The organism is Alkalihalobacillus phoenicis, from assembly GCF_047302405.1.
In the GTDB taxonomy this organism is placed as follows: Bacteria; Bacillota; Bacilli; order Bacillales; family Bacillaceae_D; genus Alkalihalobacillus.
The window spans coordinates 4,558,480-4,578,934 of the sequence record NZ_CP154853.1 but is presented as its reverse complement, the minus strand read 5'-3'; the positions used below and the strand labels follow the sequence as shown (position 1 = coordinate 4,578,934).

At 39.1% G+C, this 20,455-nt stretch carries 17 protein-coding genes; 5 read left to right on the top strand and 12 right to left on the bottom strand.

Features of this window, described 5'->3' with window-relative positions; all coding sequences use genetic code 11:
- Positions 1-290: 290 nt before the first annotated feature.
- On the bottom strand, positions 291-659 hold the full coding sequence (locus tag AA0017_RS21470) for a response regulator (protein ID WP_413377854.1): 369 nt from the start codon (positions 657-659) through the stop codon (positions 291-293).
- A 267-nt stretch (positions 660-926) separates the two neighbouring features.
- Between AA0017_RS21470 and AA0017_RS21465 the strand changes: the two genes are divergently transcribed.
- Positions 927-1,475 carry a DUF2529 family protein gene (locus tag AA0017_RS21465; RefSeq protein ID WP_413377852.1) on the top strand — a complete coding sequence of 183 codons (549 nt, stop codon included), beginning with the start codon at positions 927-929 and terminating at the stop codon, positions 1,473-1,475.
- Between the two features lie 1,009 nt (positions 1,476-2,484).
- On the opposite strand, the gene AA0017_RS21460 is transcribed toward AA0017_RS21465, so the two are convergent.
- From AA0017_RS21460 to AA0017_RS21450, 3 genes are all read right to left on the bottom strand, one after another.
- Positions 2,485-4,083 (bottom strand): CTP synthase, encoded by a 1,599-nt coding sequence (locus AA0017_RS21460; protein WP_413377850.1) that lies wholly within the window; start codon positions 4,081-4,083, stop codon positions 2,485-2,487.
- A 270-nt stretch (positions 4,084-4,353) separates the two neighbouring features.
- The gene (rpoE, locus tag AA0017_RS21455; protein ID WP_413377848.1) at positions 4,354-4,878 is read right to left on the bottom strand and encodes a DNA-directed RNA polymerase subunit delta; all 525 of its coding nucleotides are present in this window, start codon (positions 4,876-4,878) and stop codon (positions 4,354-4,356) included.
- 165 nt (positions 4,879-5,043) lie between these two features.
- Complete coding sequence (locus tag AA0017_RS21450; RefSeq protein ID WP_413377844.1) at positions 5,044-5,664, bottom strand: TetR/AcrR family transcriptional regulator; 621 nt, start codon at positions 5,662-5,664, stop codon at positions 5,044-5,046.
- Between the two features lie 263 nt (positions 5,665-5,927).
- Between AA0017_RS21450 and cls the strand changes: the two genes are divergently transcribed.
- A complete protein-coding gene (cls, locus tag AA0017_RS21445) occupies positions 5,928-7,124 on the top strand; it encodes a cardiolipin synthase (RefSeq protein WP_413377838.1) in 1,197 nt (398 codons plus the stop codon).
- A 1,412-nt stretch (positions 7,125-8,536) separates the two neighbouring features.
- Here the strand turns inward: cls and AA0017_RS21440 are convergent.
- The 6 genes from AA0017_RS21440 to speE all read right to left on the bottom strand — a co-directional run bounded on the left by AA0017_RS21440 (position 8,537) and on the right by speE (position 13,620).
- On the bottom strand, positions 8,537-8,695 hold the full coding sequence (locus AA0017_RS21440) for a XapX domain-containing protein (RefSeq protein ID WP_413377836.1): 159 nt from the start codon (positions 8,693-8,695) through the stop codon (positions 8,537-8,539).
- An 80-nt stretch (positions 8,696-8,775) separates the two neighbouring features.
- Positions 8,776-9,267 carry a DUF456 domain-containing protein gene (locus AA0017_RS21435; RefSeq protein ID WP_413377834.1) on the bottom strand — a complete coding sequence of 164 codons (492 nt, stop codon included), beginning with the start codon at positions 9,265-9,267 and terminating at the stop codon, positions 8,776-8,778.
- 76 nt (positions 9,268-9,343) lie between these two features.
- Positions 9,344-11,014, bottom strand: a complete 1,671-nt coding sequence (argS, locus tag AA0017_RS21430) for an arginine--tRNA ligase (RefSeq protein ID WP_413377832.1) — start codon at positions 11,012-11,014, stop codon at positions 9,344-9,346.
- Complete coding sequence (locus AA0017_RS21425) at positions 11,011-11,454, bottom strand: DUF1934 domain-containing protein (RefSeq protein ID WP_413377830.1); 444 nt, start codon at positions 11,452-11,454, stop codon at positions 11,011-11,013. Before AA0017_RS21425 ends, argS begins: the two co-directional genes overlap by 4 nt.
- Before the next feature lie 453 nt (positions 11,455-11,907).
- Positions 11,908-12,780: an agmatinase gene (speB, locus tag AA0017_RS21420; RefSeq protein WP_413377828.1), complete on the bottom strand. Its 873-nt coding sequence runs from the start codon at positions 12,778-12,780 to the stop codon at positions 11,908-11,910.
- Between the two features lie 12 nt (positions 12,781-12,792).
- Positions 12,793-13,620 carry a polyamine aminopropyltransferase gene (speE, locus tag AA0017_RS21415; RefSeq protein ID WP_413377826.1) on the bottom strand — a complete coding sequence of 276 codons (828 nt, stop codon included), beginning with the start codon at positions 13,618-13,620 and terminating at the stop codon, positions 12,793-12,795.
- A 346-nt stretch (positions 13,621-13,966) separates the two neighbouring features.
- On the opposite strand from speE, the gene AA0017_RS21410 reads away from it, so the two are divergent.
- On the top strand, positions 13,967-16,045 hold the full coding sequence (locus tag AA0017_RS21410; protein WP_413377824.1) for a transglycosylase domain-containing protein: 2,079 nt from the start codon (positions 13,967-13,969) through the stop codon (positions 16,043-16,045).
- A 224-nt stretch (positions 16,046-16,269) separates the two neighbouring features.
- Here AA0017_RS21410 and AA0017_RS21405 read toward each other — a convergent pair whose 3' ends face one another.
- The gene (locus tag AA0017_RS21405; RefSeq protein WP_413382759.1) at positions 16,270-16,794 is read right to left on the bottom strand and encodes a YwhD family protein; all 525 of its coding nucleotides are present in this window, start codon (positions 16,792-16,794) and stop codon (positions 16,270-16,272) included.
- Positions 16,795-17,073: 279 nt separating this feature from the next.
- Here AA0017_RS21405 and AA0017_RS21400 point away from each other — a divergent pair, with 279 nt between their 5' ends.
- Positions 17,074-18,789, top strand: a complete 1,716-nt coding sequence (locus AA0017_RS21400) for a processed acidic surface protein (RefSeq protein ID WP_413377822.1) — start codon at positions 17,074-17,076, stop codon at positions 18,787-18,789.
- Between the two features lie 82 nt (positions 18,790-18,871).
- Complete coding sequence (locus AA0017_RS21395; protein ID WP_413377820.1) at positions 18,872-19,117, top strand: 2-hydroxymuconate tautomerase; 246 nt, start codon at positions 18,872-18,874, stop codon at positions 19,115-19,117.
- Positions 19,118-19,393: 276 nt separating this feature from the next.
- Here AA0017_RS21395 and AA0017_RS21390 read toward each other — a convergent pair whose 3' ends face one another.
- A complete protein-coding gene (locus tag AA0017_RS21390) occupies positions 19,394-20,455 on the bottom strand; it encodes an LLM class flavin-dependent oxidoreductase (RefSeq protein ID WP_413377818.1) in 1,062 nt (353 codons plus the stop codon).

Below are 20,455 nucleotides of genomic sequence, written 5' to 3'. Positions count from 1 at the left end.
TAATTCCTCCTTCAAATTGTGCATTTCTAATATGCTCGTCCTACCTTGCAATCGAGTTTGCCTTATTTAACAAGTTACCCGAATCCAGGGGCAAATATCCATTCAAACGAATATATGTATATCAAGCTTTTTAAATAAGGTTTTCATTTTTTTCTGGTAAGGTTGAACGTGTTCATTATAGCATATATCTATTCATAAAAAACGGGAATACTCTTGATAATTCAACACTTTTTTCATTTTTCAAAAGAAAGCGTTTACTATTTTTTTATTTCCTAACCTCTTTCATTTCCTTACTTGAAAAGAGTTTTTTTAATGACATTCCGGACGTCATCAATATCAAATGGCTTTGAAAAATGGGCAACGGCCCCTGCATCCAAAGCTTGATTAATAAGATTTAATTCTCCATAAGCCGTCATCATAATAACCTCAATATGGGCATGCGTTTCTTTAATTCGTTTTAAAATCTCAATTCCATCCATCCCCGGAATTTTCATATCTAATAAAACGAGATCAGGGTTTTCATCGTTCACATACTTTAAAGCTTGTACCCCATTTGGTGCTTGAAACACTTGATAGCCATCTTTTTTTAATATTTCACTTAAAAGGACACGAATTCCATACTGATCATCGACAATTAAGATTTTTTTCTCGGCACTCATTTTCGATCCTCCCTTTCTTCTTTTCCAAATGAAAAGTTTTTTAAATTTTTCCGCACAAACTTATTTTTCCAGACTCTCTTATATTCGATCCAAAAATGAAGAATCCTCCTTTTTTACGTAACAAAGATAACAAAAGTTTTTAAGTCTTTGACAATAAAAATGTAACATATTGAAACAGCTAGACAAGAAGATTTTTTCATTTTTACTGAATTTAAGCTATAATTCAATAGCAAAATCAATTGAATTACAGAAAGTGAGTGACTATAGATGATCCAAATCTTCACAACACAAATTCAAGGGTTAATGAAGCAAATAAAAGATAAACAAGAAGAAGCCATTGAGGATGGAGCCCGCTTATTAGCACAAGCTCGAGTTGGCAGTAGCTCGATTTATGTCCACGGAATAAAAGAAATGGGTGTCATTGAACATGAAGCATTATTTGGTGTAGACCACCTCTCTCATATCAAACCATTGCTATGTGATGATGAGAAAATCGTTTCACTTGACGTTAACGACCGTGTCCTATTAGCAAGCCGTTACACGAACGAGCCAGAAGCCCTCAAAATAGCCAAAAAGTTAAAAGAAGAAGGCATTCCCTTTGTCACCATAAGTACGTTAGAAGAGAAAGATGCAACTAGTGAAGGCCTCGACACATTAGCTGATGTTTTTATTCATTTAAATGTAAAAAAACCTGTCGTTCCTTTGGATGATGGCACGCGTACAGGTTACCCAGCCTCTCTCATTGCCTTATATACCTACTTTTGTTTAGCGTTAACTTTAAAAGAGATTTTGAGTGAAGTAGAGGAAGAAATTTAAAGCGAATAAATGCTGAAGCTTATATAAGTTTTTATGTTATAGGGGTTTTGGCTTGATTCAACTGCTTTTGATTCCCTTTGTGGCTCTGATTCTATCGCTTCGGGCTTCATTGTCGGGCTTTGATTCCCTTTGCGGCTCTGATTCGATCGCTTCGGGCTTCATTGACGCTCTTTGATTCCCTTTGCGGCTCTGATTCGATCGCTTCGGGCTTCATTGACGCTCTTTGATTCCCTTTGTGGCTCTGATTCTATCGCTTCGGGCTTCATTGCGGCTCTTTGATTCCCTTTACGGCTCTGATTCGATGGCTTCGGGTTTCATTGTCGGGCTTTGATTCCCTTTGCGGCTCTGATTCGATGGCTTCGGGTTTCATTGTCGGGCTTTGATTCCCTTTACGGCTCTGATTCGATGGCTTTCGGCTTCATTGCGGGCCTTTGATTCCCTTTGTGGCTCTTATTCGATGGCTTCGGGTTTCATTGTCGGGCTTTGATTCCCTTTACGGCTCTGATTCGATGGCTTCGGGCTTCATTGTCGGGCTTTGATTCCCTTTACTCCTCTGATTCAATAGCTTCGGGCTTCATTGACGCTCTTTGATTCCCTTTGCTCCTCTGATTCGATGGCTTCGGGTTTCATTGTCGTGCTTTGATTCCCTTTGCCGCTTTTATTCAATGGCTTCGGGCTTCATTGCGGCTCTTTGATTCCCTTTGCGGCTCTGATTCGATGGCTTCGGGCTTCATTGCGGCTCTTTGATTCCCTTTGCGACTCTGATTCAATAGCTTCAGGCTTCATTGACGCTCTTTGATTCCCTTTGCTCCTCTGATTCAATAGCTTCGGGCTTCATTGACGCTCTTTGATTCCCTTTGTGGCTCTGATTCGATCGCTTCGGGTTTCATTGACGCTCTTTGATTCCCTTTACTCCTCTGATTCATTCGCTTTCGGCTTCAATGAGCAAAACAAAAAGTCCCTCCTTTCCGCTCAACAAGCAAAAAGAAGGAACTTTTATTATGATTTATTATTTATTAATCGACGCGCCAATGAAATCACGGAATAGTGGTTGTGGGCGTGTTGGTCTTGAGACGAACTCTGGGTGGAATTGTGAAGCGATAAAATAAGGGTGATCACTAACTTCAACAATTTCCACTAGTCTTCCATCAGGACTTGTCCCTGAGAAAATAAAACCAGCTTTCTCCATTTGTTCACGGTATTCATTATTAAATTCATAACGGTGACGGTGACGCTCATAGACCACTTGCTCGTCATATGCTTTATTAGCAACAGAACCATTAACTAATTTACATGGGTATAAGCCGAGACGAAGCGTGCCTCCCATATCTTCCACATCTTTTTGTTCTGGTAATAAGTCAATGATTGGATATGGTGTTTCTGGGTTTAATTCAGCCGAGTTTGCTCCTTTTAATCCAAGTACATTACGAGCGAATTCAACCGATGCTAATTGCATACCTAGACAAATCCCTAAGAAAGGAACCTTTTGTTCACGAGCATAACGAATCGCTGAAATTTTACCTTCAATACCTCGGTCTCCAAAACCACCAGGCACAAGAATCCCATCTGCTTCTTTTAATAAATCAGCCACATTTTCATCTGTAACTTGTTCCGCATCGACCCAATCAATTTCAATATCGGCATCAAAAGCATAACCAGCATGACGAAGTGCTTCTGCTACGGAAAGATACGCATCTTGTAGGGCAACATATTTACCAACAAGGGCAATACGAACTTTTTTAGATAAGTTTTGCACCTTCTCAACAAGGCCCGTCCATTCCGTCATATCTGCTTCTTGGCAGTTCAGTTTTAAGTGATTACATACGATGTCATCTAAGTGCTGTGCTTGAAGATCAAGGGGCACTTGGTAAAGGGTATCTGCATCTCTCGCTTCAATAACTGCATTTTTATCGATGTCACAGAATAACGCAATTTTTTCCTTCATATCTTGAGGAACTGGTTTTTCAGTACGAACGACAATAACATTTGGCTGAATACCTAAACTTCTTAATTCTTTCACACTGTGTTGAGTAGGTTTTGATTTCATTTCGCCAGCTGCTTTTAAGTAAGGAATTAATGTACAATGCACATACATGACATTGTCCGACCCAACATCGCTTTTAATTTGGCGAATCGCTTCTAAGAAAGGTAAACTTTCGATATCTCCAACGGTTCCGCCAATCTCTGTAATCACTACATCTGCACTTGTTTCGCGACCAGCACGGTAAACACGTTCTTTAATTTCATTCGTTACGTGCGGAATAACTTGAACCGTTCCTCCAAGATAATCTCCACGACGCTCCTTTTTTAAAACAGTTGAATAAATTCTACCTGTTGTCACATTGCTATTTTGACTTAGATTAATATCAATAAAGCGCTCATAGTGACCTAAATCTAAATCTGTTTCCGCTCCATCATCTGTTACAAACACTTCACCATGCTGATATGGGCTCATTGTTCCTGGGTCCACATTAATATACGGATCAAATTTTTGAATCGTTACTTTCACACCACGATTTTTTAATAAACGTCCTAAAGATGCAGCAGTAATTCCTTTACCTAATGAAGATACAACCCCACCCGTTACAAATATATACTTAGCTGTCATACTATCGACTCCTTCTTACTTAAAATAAATAACTGTTTTCCACTACTTTCCCCAAGATCGATGAGGGATTTACGAAATTAATAAAAAATAACCTTTATCTACTCAATTTTTCCATATATGTGAAAATAAAAAAACAAAAGTGACACGTATCCCATAAATTGGGGGCGCACACTTTTGTTTATATATCTAAAACAACTATTACTTTTTCTAAAGCCCAAAAATGATTCTACCTAGAACCGAAAAAGAAGTCAAGTGAATCGGATGATAAAATTATTCCTCTTCTTCCGTTTCTTCCTCATCGTCCGCTTCGGCAAAGTCATCTAAATCTGAATCTTGCTCTTTAAAGCTAGCTTCTTCCTCTTCGTCATCTTCATCTTCTTCTTGAGAAAGCTCATCCAACTCATCTTCTAAGTCTTCAAACTCATCTTCCTCAAAATCCTCATCAAGAAGATCGTCATCTTCATCTAGAGCTAATGCTTTTGCCTTCTTCTTCGGTTTAGCAACAGAAGAAGTAATTTCCTCTTCTACTTGCTCCAGAGGATACCAGCTTCTTAAACCCCAACGGTTATCGCCAAGTGTTAAGAAACGGCCATCAATATTTAGGTCTGTATATAAGAAGCTCATACGTTCCTTTACTTCTGCTTTCGACATTCCTTTTAAAGACGCCACTTCATTGAGTAACTCATAATATTCATAAGCTGCATTTTTCTCGTGCATTAATAAATAAGCTAGCTCGACCATAGCGTACTCCGCAAGATCTTCTTTTCTCATATCCGCGATTTTCAATAAGGACACTTCCTTTCCTACCTTCAATCTATCTTCTTATTCCTGAATATCTAAAATCATACTTCCCATTATAAACATATTTCCACGAATTATGCTAGATTGATGAGGAAAAAACTAGAGCAATTTAAGCCGTGCCTATAAACGACTGAATCTCTCGGCTAGTAGTGAGTTTATTTACCCCTTACCTTTTAAAAGAAGGTCGGTTTGCCAGTCAATATATTGCTCTAACGTATATTGTTTTCGCAAAGCCCATCTTCTAAATGTCCACATTTGACCTTGTACTAAAATATTATGAGCAAGCAGATTCACTTCATCCCCTTTAACACTTAATTCATTAGCCTCGACACACTCACGAATGATTTCTTCTAAAATCCCAGCCATTTCTTTTTCTTTTTGGAGCACATATTGAAGCGATTCTTTAGGTAAGGCCTTCACTTCTTGATACATGACGAGAACTTCATCTGACATATCATCGACAATTTGAAAATAAGAATAAATCGCCAATTTAAGACGCTCTAATGCCGAACCCTCTTTACTTAATTGCTTTTTCAAACGCTTTGATACTTCAAGATAAATGTCGTCACACACAAGATAAAGGATATCTTCCTTTGCTCCAATATACTCGTACAAAGTTCCAATGCTAAAACCCGCTTCTTTAGCAATTTCCCTTGTTGTTGTACGGTGGAAGCCTTTGTCAATAAAAAGACGGACAGCTCCTTTGACCATTTGAGCACGACGAACTTTAATTAATTGTGGATCCTTTACCATTGAAGGGACCTTTTTATTACTTAACATCGTACAACCCACACCCCATCCTTATGATTATTTCCTTCATCATACTAAAAAAGAGTAAATTTTCAAACTTTTAATAGGAAGTGACAATGAATAGACAAAATTTACGCGTTTCCTTCAAGCTTTCTTTATAGATTATATCGTCACACTTATTTCATGAAATAACTTTTTAAGGGCATACTAATCGTTATTGGGTAAAGAAACTAATTCATTTATCAAGCCCTCAAATGACCTTTATTTTATAATGACAAGGAGTCGGAGAATGTATGGGGTATGCACTTATAATAATTGCTTTTATATTAATCTTATTAGGTCTAGTCTGGTTGGATTTCCGTCTTGGTAGGAAGTCTTTAATCATAAACGAAGAACCAATAGAACTCGTCATACGCGAAAGCCGCATGCAACTCTTAACAACAGGGGATCAGTTTGTTGAATGTTTAACCCAAGATCTTTTTCATGCCAAAAAACACATTCATATGCTTTTTTATATCTTTCGTGACGACCATATCGGTCAAAAGATGATTGATCTATTAGAATTAAAAGCGAAACAAGGAGTAAAAGTACGATTAATGGTCGATATGTTTGGTTGTAAAATTTCTTTTCGTAATAAAAGAAAATTAAAAAAAGCGGGGGTCAAACTTCATCTCACCCCTCCGCTTACTTTTCCTTATTTTTTCTTTAAGTTAAATCAACGGAACCATCGGAAAATCGTCATTTGTGATAGTAATATTGCTTATTTTGGTGGTTACAATATTGGGGACGAATATTTAGGTCGCGATCCGAAATTTGGACGATGGCGTGACCTCCATATCCGCATGCAAGGTAGCGGTGTTCAGGATTTACAAAAAAGCTTTTTAAATGATTGGGAAGATGTTTGCCATAAAAGCTTTGAGGACGCCTCCTTTTACCCAGTCCTCCAACCTGGGACACAAAAGCTCATCATGTTTCCGACAAATGGTCTTTTTTTAGAAGAACAGCACCTGAAGCATATCGAAGCTGCTAAACATTCCATTACGATTGCCACTGCCTATTTTATCCCAAGTGAAAGGTTAATGAAGGCATTAATCCAAGCAACGAAGCGTGGGGTGCAGATTAAGATTATCCTCCCTAAAAAAAGCGATCATCCACTTGTACGTGAAGCCGCTTTCCCTTTTTTTGATTCGTTGCTGCGTTCAGGCGTGCAGATTTACCAATATTATCGTGGCTTTTTTCACACAAAAGCGATTTTGTTTGATAATGATTCCGCTTATCTTGGAACCGCAAACTTTGATAAACGTAGCATTTTTATAAACTTAGAACAAAATAGTTATATCTATGACAAAGATTTTATTAAACTAATGGCAGCTGAAATTGATTATGATATTTCGATATCGCATCAACTAACGATAGAAGAGTATCAAAATCGTGGAATTTATTTTCGCCTGAAAGAAAAGGTCGCAAGTGCGGTCTCTGACTTCTTGTAGATATAGGGGGCATTGGGCGGGTTTTTGATTAACTTTCTGGCTTTTATTCGATGGCTTTTGGCTTCATTGACTGCTTTTGATTCCCTTTGCGGCTTTTATTCGATGGCTTTTGGCTTCATTGCGGTTCTTTGATTCCCTTTGCGGCTTTTGATTCGATGGCTTTTGGCTTCATTGACTGCTTTTGATTCCCTTTGCGGCTTTTATTCGATGGCTTTTGACTTCATTGATGGCCTTTGATTCCCTTTCCCGCTTTTATTCGATGGCTTTTGGCTTCATTGACTGCTTTTGATTCCCTTTGCGGCTCTCATTCGATGGCTTTTGGCTTCATTGACGGCCTTTGATTCCCTTTGCGGCTCTCATTCGATCGCTTCCGGCTTCATCGGTGCTCTTTGATTCCCTTTGCGGCTTTGATTCGAGCGCTTTCGGCTTCTTTGGCGGCCTTTGATTCCCTTTACGGCTTTTTTTCGGTGGCTTCGGGACTCATTGACGGCCTTTGATTCCTTTTACGGCTTTTTTTCGGTGGCTTCGGGACTCATTGATGGCCTTTGATTCCCTTTGCGGCTTTGATTCGAGCACTTCCGGCTTCATTCGCGGCCTTTGATTCCTTTTACGGCTTTTTTTCGGTGGCTTCGGGACTCATTGACGGCCTTTGATTCCCTTTGCGGCTTTGATTCGAGCACTTCCGACTTCATTCGCGGCCTTTGATTCCTTTTGCGGCTTTGATTCGAGCACTTCCGGCTTCATTCGCGGCCTTTGATTCCCTTTGTGACTTTGATTCGAGCGCTTTCGGCTTCATTCGCGGCCTTTGATTCCCTTTGCGGCTTTGATTCGAGCGCTTTCGGCTTCATTGATGGCCTTTGATTCCTTTTACGGCTTTTTTTCGGTGGCTTCGGGACTCATTGATGGCCTTTGATTCCCTTTGCGACTTTGATTCGATGGCTTTTGGCTTCATTGGCGGCCTTTGATTCCTTTTACGGCTTTTTTCGCTGGCTTCCGGTTTCATTGGTGGCCTTTGATTCCTTTTACGGCTTTTTTTCGGTGCTTCGGGACTCATTGACGGCCTTTGATTCCTTTTACGACTTTTTTTCGGTGGCTTCGGGACTCATTGATGGCCTTTGATTCCCTTTGCGGCTTTGATTCGAGCGCTTCCGGTTTCATTCGCGGCCTTTGATTCCCTTTGCAGCTTTGATTCGAGCACTTTTGGCTTCATCGGTACTCTTTGATTCCCTTTGCGGCTTTGATTCCATCGCTTCCGACTTCATTCACGACCTCTGACTTCTGTGTGATCTATTTTTCCCGATCCAAAAACACCTCCAAGTAGTCATTAGATTATCCCTAAACTGACTTCACTTAAAGGTGCTTTCATTCGACTTATCACATGAGGGGAATCCCACTTGTTTGCAGTCCATTTGTTATCCCCAAAGATAAGTAAACCCTTGATAGCCTAAATAAATACCAACAATTCCAATGATCCCCGAAAAGACTGGTGGTGCTGGGATCGGGAGTTTTAAAAAAGCGAATAGTAAACCAACAATCAATCCAGCCAACAAGGCGAGCATGACTTCTTGCATAAGGACACTCCTTCTTTCTAAAAACATTGTCCTTACTACTATTTGTCTTTTTGAATGACTTATTCACTTAGACTGAATGGTTAAGCTAAAAATACTTCAACAATAAACCAAACAATCATAATAAATTGCACCAACCCTTTGGCAACCGTACTGCTCAAAAAAGCAATTAATGATGCTATGGCCACCTTAAATGCATGTCCTGGCTGCTGAATACTAATTAGTTCTGTCACAAAAACAAGAATAAATGGGACAAAAATGATTCCAAATGGAGGCATGATAAAAGAACCGACAATGACTCCGATCGCCGCCATTCTTTCTCCCCATTTGGAGCCACCGTATCGTTTAACAAAGTATTGGCTCGCAATAATATCAGCAAGAATAAGAAACAATGTAAAAATGACCATCCCGGACCAAAACCAGACCGACAAATCACTAAATGCCCCAATCCCAAAGCCATAAACAAGAAACCCGACCCAAATAACGAGCACAGAAGGAACTAGCGGAAAAATAAGTCCAATAAAACTTAAGAAAAAGCAGATGGCGACCACTATCCACCATAACATCTCGAGCATCAAACCTAACCTCCTTTTTTAATAGCCAAAAACCCCTCTCTAATTTTTTAGAGAGGGAGTAAAACAATCAAGACGATTACATTTTTTCAGGTGCTTTTACTCCTACTAATGATAGAGCGTTTTTAATCGTGATTTGTGTTGCTCTCATTAGGGCTAGGCGCGCTTTTGTTTTCGCTTCATTCGTCTCATCAAAAACTCGTTCAGCGTTATAAAAGCTGTGTAAAGTAGCTGCTAATTCATGGACATAATTTGTAATACGGTGTGGAATTTGTTTTTTCGCAGCTTCTACTACAATCGCTGGGAAATCACCAATCACTTTCAATAATTCAAATTCCTTTTCTGTACTGATTGGAGATAAGTCAATATTTTCATCAAAAGTTAATCCCTTTTCTTCTCCTTGGCGAAGCATCGTACAAACGCGAGCATGTGCGTATTGAACGTAATAGACAGGGTTTTCATTTGAATTAGATACCGCTAAGTCCATATCGAAATCTAAGTGTGAGTCAGCGCTACGCATCGCAAAGAAATAACGGGTCGCATCAATTCCGACCTCTTCCATTAAATCTCGAAGCGTGACAGCTTTCCCAGTCCGCTTGCTCATTTTCACTTTTTCTCCACCTTGATACAAACTAACCATTTGAATGATTTCGACATCTAATTGGTCAGCCTCATAACCTAGCGCTTGAATCGCCGCACGCATACGTGGAATATATCCATGGTGATCCGCTCCCCACACATTAATTAATTTATCAAAACCACGATTCATTTTATCTTGATGGTAAGCAATATCTGGAGTTAAGTATGTGTAACTTCCATCATTTTTAATTAAAACACGGTCCTTATCGTCGCCATATGTTGTTGATCGGAACCATGTTGCCCCATCTTCTTCAAATGTCTCCTCTTTTTCCTTCAACACGTGTAATGTCTCTTCCACTTTTTTCGTCTCGTATAAAGAAGTTTCAGAGAACCAATTATCAAACTCGACACGGAATTCTTTTAAATCGATTTTAATTTTTTCTAATTCTTTTTTAAGTCCGTATTGACGGAAAAAGCTTAAACGTTCTTCTTCTGGAAGTTTTGTTAACTCATCGCCCTTTTCTTCTGCAAGTTGACGTCCAAAATCAATAATATCTTGACCGTGGTACCCATCCTCAGGCATGTCTTTTTCTAACCCCAATGCTTGATAATAACGAGCTTCTAAAGAAAAAGTTAAGTTATTAATCTGATTCCCTGCATCATTAATATAATATTCGCGTTCTACATCAAAACCAGCTTTCGCTAAAATATGGCTTAAAGAATCACCAACGGCCGCTCCACGTGCATGGCCTAAATGAAGCGTTCCGGTTGGATTAGCGGAAACAAACTCAACTTGGATACGCTTATTTCCACCAAAGTCAGACTCTCCATAAGCGTCTTTACTCGTTAAGACCGTTTTCACGACGTCACGTAAATAAGAATTGTCCATAAAGAAATTAATAAATCCAGGACCTGCAATTTCGATTTTTTCAATCATCGCCTCTTCTTGATTTAAACTAGCGGTTAGCTCTTCGGCAATTTGACGGGGTGCTTTTTTCGCAACGCGTGCTAACTGCATCGCCATATTTGTTGCATAATCACCATGAGCTTTATCCTTTGGCGTTTCAAGAACCACTTCTGGCATCGTTTCATCTGTTGCGAGATTGGCCGCTTTAACGGCCGAAATAATCTCTTGTTTTAATTTTTCTTTCATTTGTTCTACACTGTTCATTTTGATTTGTCCTCCTCAAGTGTTAAGCGAACTTCATGTGTTCCTGTATCTTGTCCTTGCATTAAAAAGTGATAACGTAAATGAATTTTGCCGCGTTTTTTCCCATTTGGCCAAGCCACGACGACTTTTTCCGTTTTCGCGGTTGTTTCCCATGAAATTTCAGAAGTCACATAACGACCAACTGTTGTTTCTCCCGCGATAAAAGCTTGTCTCATCAAAATAGAGCCTTGGCGAATCAGCATCAGTTCATGACCGTTCCACTTCATCGTCGTTTGAACGGTTTGATCCTCGCCGAACTTTTCCTCAAATCGCAAATACTCCGACTGCCCTTTTTTAAACAAGTCTCCTCTAGTTGTAAATTCATACGCTTCTTTATGTTCGCCTTGTTGAATCAAGGTTTTAAAAACCATTTTGATCGATTTTTTCACTATCTTCTCCATTGTTCGCACATCCTTCTCACTAAACAGTTTAGCGAGTTTGTACAAGGCTTGCAAGATTTCTCTCGTCTGCTTCTTCTACTGTTCACATTTCCTTTTCATCATCGACAAAAAATCAGATTAATATGATGGACTCTAAAAAAACGTTGTTTGACGTGTCAAAGCAATGACAAAAGAAAAAGTTGAAGGTGTCGGATACTATGTATGTTTAATCAAGTTAAAATTATTCGCATCTTAATTTGGTCAACTTGGCTTTTTCATTACTTATTAACCTTTTTTCGCAACCTAATCTCGTCAAGTCCGCTTTTTCATTACCTATCACCTTTTATTCGCACCTTAATCCAGCCGTCATGACTTTTTCATTACTAATCTCCGCGTCTGTGCTGTCTTTTAGCTTTTCTGACCTAAAAAAGGTGAGTGAAATATCGTCACTCACCTTCCTTTTATTCGGAAATTTTATTTAACAAAACCAAGGAGCATTTCACGAATCATTTTGCTTGCGGTAATTTGTGTTTGTTCAGATGGGTCGTAGTTTGGAGCTACTTCCACTAAATCGGAACCGACAACATTTACATCAGATTTGGCAATGGCCATAATTGCTTCTAATAATTCCTTAGAGGTGATGCCTCCTGCTTCCGCTGTCCCTGTACCAGGAGCATGGGCTGGATCTAATACATCAATATCAATCGTGACATAAACCGGACGGCCAGCAAGTGTTGGTAAAACTTTTTTCAATGGCTCGACAACTTCAAATTTAAACATATTCATGCCAGACTCTTTGGCAAACTGAAATTCCTCACGCATGCCAGAGCGAATTCCGAATGAATAGACATTTTCCGCTCCAATTAAAGAACAAGCTTTACGAATCGGTGTCGAGTGAGACAACGGTTCTCCTTCGTATTCTTCACGTAAATCTGCATGGGCATCAAAATGGAGAATCGCAACATCCGGATGTTTTTTGTGAATCGCTTTAAAAATCGGCCAAGATAATAAATGCTCTCCACCTAAACCAAGTGGATATTTGCCATCAGCTAAAAGTTTATCAACAAATTCCTCCACCATATCAAGGCTGCGGGCTGCGTTTCCAAACGGAAGTGGAATGTCACCCGCGTCAAAATAGTTCACATCTTCTAAATGCTTGTCCATATAAGGGCTATATTCCTCAAGGCCTAAAGACGCTTCCCGAATTTTCGCCGGTCCAAAACGAGAGCCTGGGCGAAAAGAGACCGTCCAATCCATCGGCATACCGTAGATGACCGCATCACTTTCCTCATACGTAGCACGGCTCATTATAAATACTTTTCCAGAGTAAGATTCATCAAAACGCATATGAAGCCCCTCCTATTTCAATAAATCAGCAACAAATTTTGGCAAAGCAAACGCCGCTTGATGAAGCTCTTTAGTATAATATTTCGTCTCAATCTCATGGAATCTTTCCTCAGAGACTTGTAGGGGATCATGCTTTTTCGAACCGATCGTAAACGTCCAAAGACCACTTGGGTATGTTGGAATATTCGCTGTATACAGGTTTGTAATTGGGAAAATTTCTTTAACATCGTTATATACTTGTTTGATTAAATGTTGATGGAACCATGGATTGTCTGTTTGAGCAACAAAAATACCATCTTCTTTTAGAGCTTTCGCAATTCCTACATAGAAACCTTTCTCAAAAAGTTTTACTGCAGGCCCAACTGGCTCTGTCGAATCAACCATAATGACATCATAGGCATTTTCTGCTTCCGCAATGTGCATAAATCCGTCACCTACTTGTACATCCACACGGCTATCGTCTAAAGCTCCCGCAATAGATGGTAAGTATTTTTTCGAATACTCGATTACTTTCCCATCGATTTCAACGAGAGTTGCTTTCTCAACAGATGGGTGCTTTAACACTTCGCGAATGACGCCACCATCTCCACCGCCAACAACAAGAACATGTTTAGGGTTTGGGTGTGTAAATAAAGGAACGTGAGCGACCATCTCATGGTAAACGAACTCATCCTTCTCCGTTGTCATGACCATCCCATCAAGGACTAGCATATTTCCAAACTCTTCCGTTTCGACTACATCTAATTGTTGAAAGTCGGTTTTCTCTGTATGTAGAGTACGTTTAATTTTTGCTGTAATCCCAAAGTTTTCTGTTTGTTTTTCTGTGAACCATAACTCCATTATCAATCACCTCTATATTTATTTTCTTCTTTATTGTTTTAAATAAACGTTTAATTAAACCGTTTTTTCTTCCAGTGACAAATAAAGCTGCCGCAAAATAATGGGGCAACAAGTGAAAGTATATAACAAAAGCGTAAAAAAGCAAACGAAATCTTCTTAATAAATGTCCTGTCATGTTTAAAATAATCGACTTCTACCAATCCTATTAAAAAGTCTAGCTTTTGCTGATCCATCCTTTGAAAAGTGGAGCGGTTCATCATCAAAGTTTCATATCTTTTTTTCAAGCTTTTAAATTAATGCCCAATAGAAACCGTACAAAAAACAACGATAAAAGAGGTGACAAAACATGCAAGTAGTGATAAATCGTAAACGTAGGCGGAGAAAAAGCTTCCTTCGCAGGAGTTTTCGTCTTTTCTTAGTGATGCTTCTACTTGTATCTGGTAGTGCTGTCGCTTTGCTTTCTTATACTAGAATGCTCGGTCCGCCTAATCTTGAAGTTTCACAAACAACGATCATTTATGGAGATAACGGCGAAATTATCGGTGAAAGCCATAGTGGCCAAAATCGCTTTCCAGTCGAACTTGATTCTATTTCTCCTTATGTGATTGATGCAACGATATCAGTGGAGGATCGCCGCTTTTATGAACACTTAGGCTTTGATCCGAAACGAATTGGTGGAGCCATTGTCGCCAATTTAAAATCTGGGGCCAAGTCCCAAGGAGCGAGTACGATTACGCAACAATATGCCCGAAATCTCTATTTAACTCACGAGAAAACATGGACACGTAAATGGAATGAACTTCTTTATTCCCTGCAGCTTGAAATGAACTTAGAAAAGGATGAGATTTTAGAAGGATATTTAAATACGGTCTATTATGGACATGGAGCTTATGGAGTTCAAGCAGCAGCTGAGCTTTATTTTGACAAGCCAGCAAGTGAGCTAAACTTAGCCGAGGCTAGTATGGTTGCAGGAATCCCAAAAGGACCGACCTATTACTCCCCTATTTTAAATGAGGAGCTTGCCAAAAACCGACAATGGGTTGTGTTGCAGTCAATGGTCGCCAACGGAGCCATTACAGAAACAGAAGCTGAAGAAGCATTTGAAGTTGAGCTTGTCCCGACAAATACAAGACGAGAAATCGGAGAGAAAGTCGGACCCTTTTTCCATGATATCGTCGAGAAGCAATTAATCGAAGAAAATATATTGAAGCCAGAAGAATGGCAAGCTGGTGGTTATAAAGTGTTTACAACGCTCGATCCACATATGCAAGAAATCGCGGAGAAACATATTGCCAATGAGTTAACCGACCCCGATTTGCAAATTGGATTTGTAGCAATGGATCCTAAATCAGGGGATGTTAAGGCTCTTGTTGGCGGTCGAGAATACGGGGGGAAAGGCTTTGACCGAGCAGTTGAAGCGAAAAGACAACCTGGTTCCACTTTAAAGCCCCTCCTTTATTACGCCGCTTTGGAAAATGGGTATACAGCGACAACGACCCTTAAAAGTGAAAAAACCGCCTTTCTGTTTCCAGGTGGCGATTCAGAAAAGGAAGAAGACTACTATTGGCCCAATAACTTCAACGGAAATTTTGCCGATGATTATATTACTTTAATTCAAGCACTCGCTTATTCCGATAATATTTATGCCGTTAAAACCCATTATTCATTAGGATTTCATAAGTTAGCGGAAATTGCTCAAAAAATTGGCATGAAGTCCACGATTAGTACGACCAACCCATCAGCACCACTCGGAACATCAGAAGTGACTTTACTTGATTTAACGACTGGGTATAGTGCTTTTGCTAATGGCGGTCATACGGTAGAGCCACGTTTTATTAAGCGTGTCGAAACGATGAGCGGAAAAGTCATTCACGAAAACCCTGTTTATCAAGAAGAGGCACTCGATGAAAATCTCACGTTTATTTTGACGGATATGATGACAGCCATGTTTGATCGTCGTCTTAATGATTATACGTCCGTCACTGGTGGTTCTGTCGCTCCTTTATTAGACCGCCCTGTTGCAGGTAAATCGGGGTCAACCGAATTCGATAGTTGGATGATTGGATATACACCGCAAATCGTCACAGGGGTATGGTCAGGCTTTGACCGCGACACAAGAATTGATACACGAAATGCTCAAGTTCCGAAACAAGTTTTTGCCAAATTTATGAATGAAGCGTTAAAAGATGAACTCATTTTACCTTTCCATCAACCCGATGGAGTTGTTGCCGTGGATATTGACCCGAAAACAGGCTATCTCGCCTCAGATTCCTGCCCAGGGCCTGCTAGAGTTGCTTATTTTATTCCGGGAACAGAACCACAGGAAACATGCCCTAAGGATGTTGAAGATTTAGAAGAAGCGATTGAAGAAGATTCTACAGCAGAACGAGGATTTTTAAAACGCTTTATGGATTGGATCCATTAAACACAACTTCCCCGACCAAACGCACTTGGACGAAGGTTTATAAGCTTATATAAAAAAATGAAGGCGTAAGGAGAGTTCCTTACGCCTTCGTGTCCTAGTATAACGTGATATTATACGATCCAAGTGTACCCCCTCTACCGAAAAAGCTCAAGTAGGGGAAGCAATTTTCAAAAAGCGTTCATAATTAACGAAAATAACCACTTGACAGATAGGATTTATCTTCTTTATTTCAATAAACTCTCTTTCAACTCATCTGTTGAATGATTCCACATATCCTCATTGTGATTTTTCAAAAAGTCCGCTAATAAATGACGCGATTTTTCATCCATTTGATCAACAATGATTTTTCCCTTTAAAGACTTATCCATATTGTTAACATGTTCCGGTAAACTCTTATAACCGCGGCGAATTTCTGTATCGACAGTCATTTCACAACCTGTTACCCCACCATAATACGGTTTTTTATCCTTAAATAAAATCGTCACCCAAACTAACCAATATAACTTCCCGTTTGGCACTTTATCCTTCTCTTTTAAAAACTTAATTCTTCTTTCAACTTGTGACCTGGCATGAAGCGCACCCATATCAATAAAAACGTCATCGTCTGTTGGGCTTACAAAAATAGGCGTGACATTATCTAAATTTAATGTCCCGGCTCCATAACCACCATGACCATCTAAGGAATCATTACTTAAAATATTAAAAGCCGCTTTTTTCTTTTTTAAATTATCGTTATTTAATAAATCCATCATTCTCAACCTCTCTATAAAGAATTTCGAATTCGCTTCTTTTCTAACAGTTTATCACAGTCTATTTATGTATACACGTCAAGCGTTATTTAAGTACTTTTTACCGCAATTCGCAATGAGTATATTAGCGTAATATATAGTTATACGGAGAATAGTTAATTATATAGAAGTTAATCAACCCCAATCACAAATAATCATTAATTTTGAAATAATATATAGTATTTTGATAATAAATCAGATATAATCAATCCAGATTTAAACAATTAAGGGGGAAATAAGTTGAAATACGTATCCATTCTTTTGACATTGATTGTGTCTTTATTTCTTGTGTTTCCTGTACATACGGATGCAAAAGTAAACCAAAGTGAATTAAACGATTTTTTAAAAGACATTGGCTGGACCGAACAAGAGCTAACTGAATACCTTTCGGAACATTGGCATACTGATTTAAGTGAATTTGACTCTGTCGAAGAATTAATCATGTGGTTAAGTCCTGTGTTAGATGAAGAGCTAACCTTTTCCATTCTTGATGAATTTTTTATGGAAGAAGACGAGCTTCAAACTTTATTATCTTCCCATAATCGAACCATCGATGAGTTTAAGTTTTATGATGACCTTTATTTTTTTATGACGGACCATGTCGTGTTTGATGAAGTACATTTAGAACGATACTTAGCAACACTCGAATGGACAAGCTCACAATTAAAGTCTTATTTACGTACTCATTACGGAATGAAATATTCAGATTTTCAAAATGTTCATGAGATTCACCTCACCTTAGGACCTGTCTTAACAGAGGAGAACCTTGCTGAATTGTTAAGTTTTTATCGCTGGACCGAAGCGGAATTAGAGGAACAATTGTTGGAGGATGGATTATCTTTAAACGACTTTAAATTCTACGAAAATCTCGAAAACTATCTTTATGATTATACAACCATTGATGAAGCTGAACTTGAGGTTTATTTAGAAAAAATCGGCTGGACTAAGGAAGAGCTTGAAGCTTACTTAGAAGAGCAATATGGGATGAGTTTAGATGACCTTGCTTTTGTGGACGAACTTGACTGGTTGCTCGGAGAACCTCTTAATGAAGAAAATCTAAGCTTCTTATTAGAAGAATACGAACTAACGAAGAAAGAGCTCCTCTCTTTATTAGCTGAATTCGGTTTAACGTTAGATGATTTTAAGTTTTATAACGAATTAGATTGGTTTTTATTCGAATATTTCTACTATAACGACTGGCTTATTTCAGATTTATTTGATGAAGAAACGTTAGAGCTCTTTGCTTTAATCGGCTTAGAGGATTATGAACTCGAGCAATTATTTTACCATATTATTTACAAAATGGAAGAAAATCCAGACCTCTTTATGAAGTTACTTGAGTTAGACGAGTATTTAAATAGTTTAGGAGAATTCCATTCAGCTGATGATCTTTCCATCGTACAATTAACCGAGTTTGCATTAAAACTAAAAGGATTTCTCGATGCTTTTGAATTAAATATAGACTTCTTCCTTGTTGAAGACGGAAAGGAAACCCCTCTTTCTTATCAAAACTTACTAAAGCTAACATCATTAAAAAATCAAGATTTGCTTATTAAAATATTTGATTTTGATGGTTATTTACTAGCTGATCTCTTTATGAATGACGAGTTAATCAATAGCGAGCTCTTCCAAAAGCTATTGGCTGGTTTAATTGATGGACCTGAGGATAACCCAAAGCCTGAGCTCCCTGAAAAACCAGAAAAAGATTCAGATGAGACGAAAAAGCCCGCTCCCCCTACATCCGGTTCAACAAGTGATGATAACACTTCTAGCCCTGATAAGGAAAAGGAGAAGAAGGATTCGACTCCTCTAGCGAAAAAGCCGTCTGATAATGAGAAACAAACATTACCAAACACGGCTACTAATTCGTTTAATTATTTATTAATTGGAGCGATTTTCGTTTTGATTGGACTAACGGTCTTTATGACCCGTAAATTCCGCGCTGTCAAACCGTAAAGAGCGTTTCTTCCCTAAGACAACTAGGAACATTTCTTGGTATACTAAAAGAAACAACCAGCCACCGAACTATATTTAGCTCATGAACAATACAAGTTCACGTGGAAAAAGGTTTGTCATTTGGAAAAGGAGGAGAATAAAAATGCCAATCGTTACCGTTCAAATGCTTGAAGGTCGTACAGACGAACAAAAGCAAGTGTTAGTTGAAAAAGTAACAGCCGCTGTTTCAGAGTCCATTGGAGCTCCAGCAGAAAGAGTTTCCATCGTTATTGAGGAAATGAAGAAGACGAACTTTGCTGTAGCAGGCAAACGAGCAAGTGAACTTTAAGCCAAAACCCTTTGTCTCTATGATTTGAAATTGAATAAAATGAGTTAAAGCAGTCTGTAAGGTTATTGGTGAGCCTTACGGACTTTTTTTCTAGGGAAAGGCTACGATCTGCTCTCTTATTCGTACCTTAATTTCAACTGCTCGGCTTTTTCATTACCTATTCCCGATTATTCGCACCTTAATCGTCATCTACACAAAATTTCATTACCTATCTCAATTCTACTCACTCCTAAACCACCTAATCCACGTCCTCACAACCTACATCCATCATCAAATTCAGTCTATATTCAATGCCCCGTTCTCTTCTTCCTCAACCAACGGCTTCACTTCGCGGAAAAATAATGGCAATTCCTCAAGCGGCTTGCGGAAGGTTAATAAAATTTGATCAACGCCTATAGCTTCTAGCTCTTTTATTTTTTCGGCAACGGTTAAATAGCTGCCAATTAAACCGGTGCGGAAGCCTTCGTTATTGGCGACAAAATCACTGATATTCTTGGCGTTTTTCCACATTCCTTTTGTTTCCGTCCTTGCTTTGACTTGAGCAATTGCTCGATCATCGGCATGTGCGACAATGTACTCGTGTTCTTTTATCGCTTCTTCATCCGTATCACGGGCAATCACAAAGGCGTTTACAGCAAATTGCAGCTTTCTTCCGTACTTCTTTGCCTCTGCACTCACTTTTTGCATTTGCTCCTTTAATTCTTCAGCTGGAGCTCCATTCATAAAATAAACATCCGAAAGTTTAGCCGCCATTTCTTGAGAATCTTTCGAATTACCCCCTTGATAAATGCTCGGATACGGCTTTTGAATGGGTTTTGGGGTTAAGACCGCTTCTTTTAATTGATAAAAATCACCCTCATATGAAAATGACTCCTCTGTCCATAACCCTTTCAACACCTCTAAATATTCAGTTGAACGCTTATAGCGATCTTCATGTTTAATCCATTCAATCCCAAACATTTCTTGCTCTTCTTTAAACCAACCACTCACTAAGTTAATGTGAAATCGCCCATTCGAAATAATATCAATGGTAGTGCCTATTTTAGCCAAGGTCGCCGGATGAAGAAAGCCTGGCAAAACAGCTGCGATGAAGCGAATTTTTTTTGTTTCATGTGCTATAGCACTTATTAATGTTAATGGGTCTAGTTGACCACTATCGGTCGCACTACCTCCAATCGCCCCAACATATCGTGTCGCAAAAAGAACAGAATCGACACCGTATTGTTCTGCCAATTGCACGAGTTTCCGATTATAAGCTACACTTCCCTCTTTCGTTTGTTCGACGTTGGCCCGCAGGAAACCGCCAGATAAATTCGCTCCCCAGATGACATATTTCAT

What these genes read in the sequence shown, in the direction of transcription:
- AA0017_RS21470 (WP_413377854.1), bottom strand. Translation starts at nt 659, where the DNA reads ATGAGTGCCGAGAAAAAAATCTTAATTGTCGATGATCAGTATGGAATT.
- AA0017_RS21465 (WP_413377852.1), top strand. Translation starts at nt 927, where the DNA reads ATGATCCAAATCTTCACAACACAAATTCAAGGGTTAATGAAGCAAATA.
- AA0017_RS21460 (WP_413377850.1), bottom strand. Translation starts at nt 4,083, where the DNA reads ATGACAGCTAAGTATATATTTGTAACGGGTGGGGTTGTATCTTCATTA.
- AA0017_RS21450 (WP_413377844.1), bottom strand. Translation starts at nt 5,664, where the DNA reads ATGTTAAGTAATAAAAAGGTCCCTTCAATGGTAAAGGATCCACAATTA.
- cls (WP_413377838.1), top strand. Translation starts at nt 5,928, where the DNA reads ATGGGGTATGCACTTATAATAATTGCTTTTATATTAATCTTATTAGGT.
- AA0017_RS21440 (WP_413377836.1), bottom strand. Translation starts at nt 8,695, where the DNA reads ATGCAAGAAGTCATGCTCGCCTTGTTGGCTGGATTGATTGTTGGTTTA.
- AA0017_RS21435 (WP_413377834.1), bottom strand. Translation starts at nt 9,267, where the DNA reads ATGCTCGAGATGTTATGGTGGATAGTGGTCGCCATCTGCTTTTTCTTA.
- argS (WP_413377832.1), bottom strand. Translation starts at nt 11,014, where the DNA reads ATGAACAGTGTAGAACAAATGAAAGAAAAATTAAAACAAGAGATTATT.
- AA0017_RS21425 (WP_413377830.1), bottom strand. Translation starts at nt 11,454, where the DNA reads ATGGAGAAGATAGTGAAAAAATCGATCAAAATGGTTTTTAAAACCTTG.
- speB (WP_413377828.1), bottom strand. Translation starts at nt 12,780, where the DNA reads ATGCGTTTTGATGAATCTTACTCTGGAAAAGTATTTATAATGAGCCGT.
- speE (WP_413377826.1), bottom strand. Translation starts at nt 13,620, where the DNA reads ATGGAGTTATGGTTCACAGAAAAACAAACAGAAAACTTTGGGATTACA.
- AA0017_RS21410 (WP_413377824.1), top strand. Translation starts at nt 13,967, where the DNA reads ATGCAAGTAGTGATAAATCGTAAACGTAGGCGGAGAAAAAGCTTCCTT.
- AA0017_RS21405 (WP_413382759.1), bottom strand. Translation starts at nt 16,794, where the DNA reads ATGGATTTATTAAATAACGATAATTTAAAAAAGAAAAAAGCGGCTTTT.
- AA0017_RS21395 (WP_413377820.1), top strand. Translation starts at nt 18,872, where the DNA reads ATGAACAATACAAGTTCACGTGGAAAAAGGTTTGTCATTTGGAAAAGG.
- AA0017_RS21390 (WP_413377818.1), bottom strand. Translation starts at nt 20,455, where the DNA reads ATGAAATATGTCATCTGGGGAGCGAATTTATCTGGCGGTTTCCTGCGG.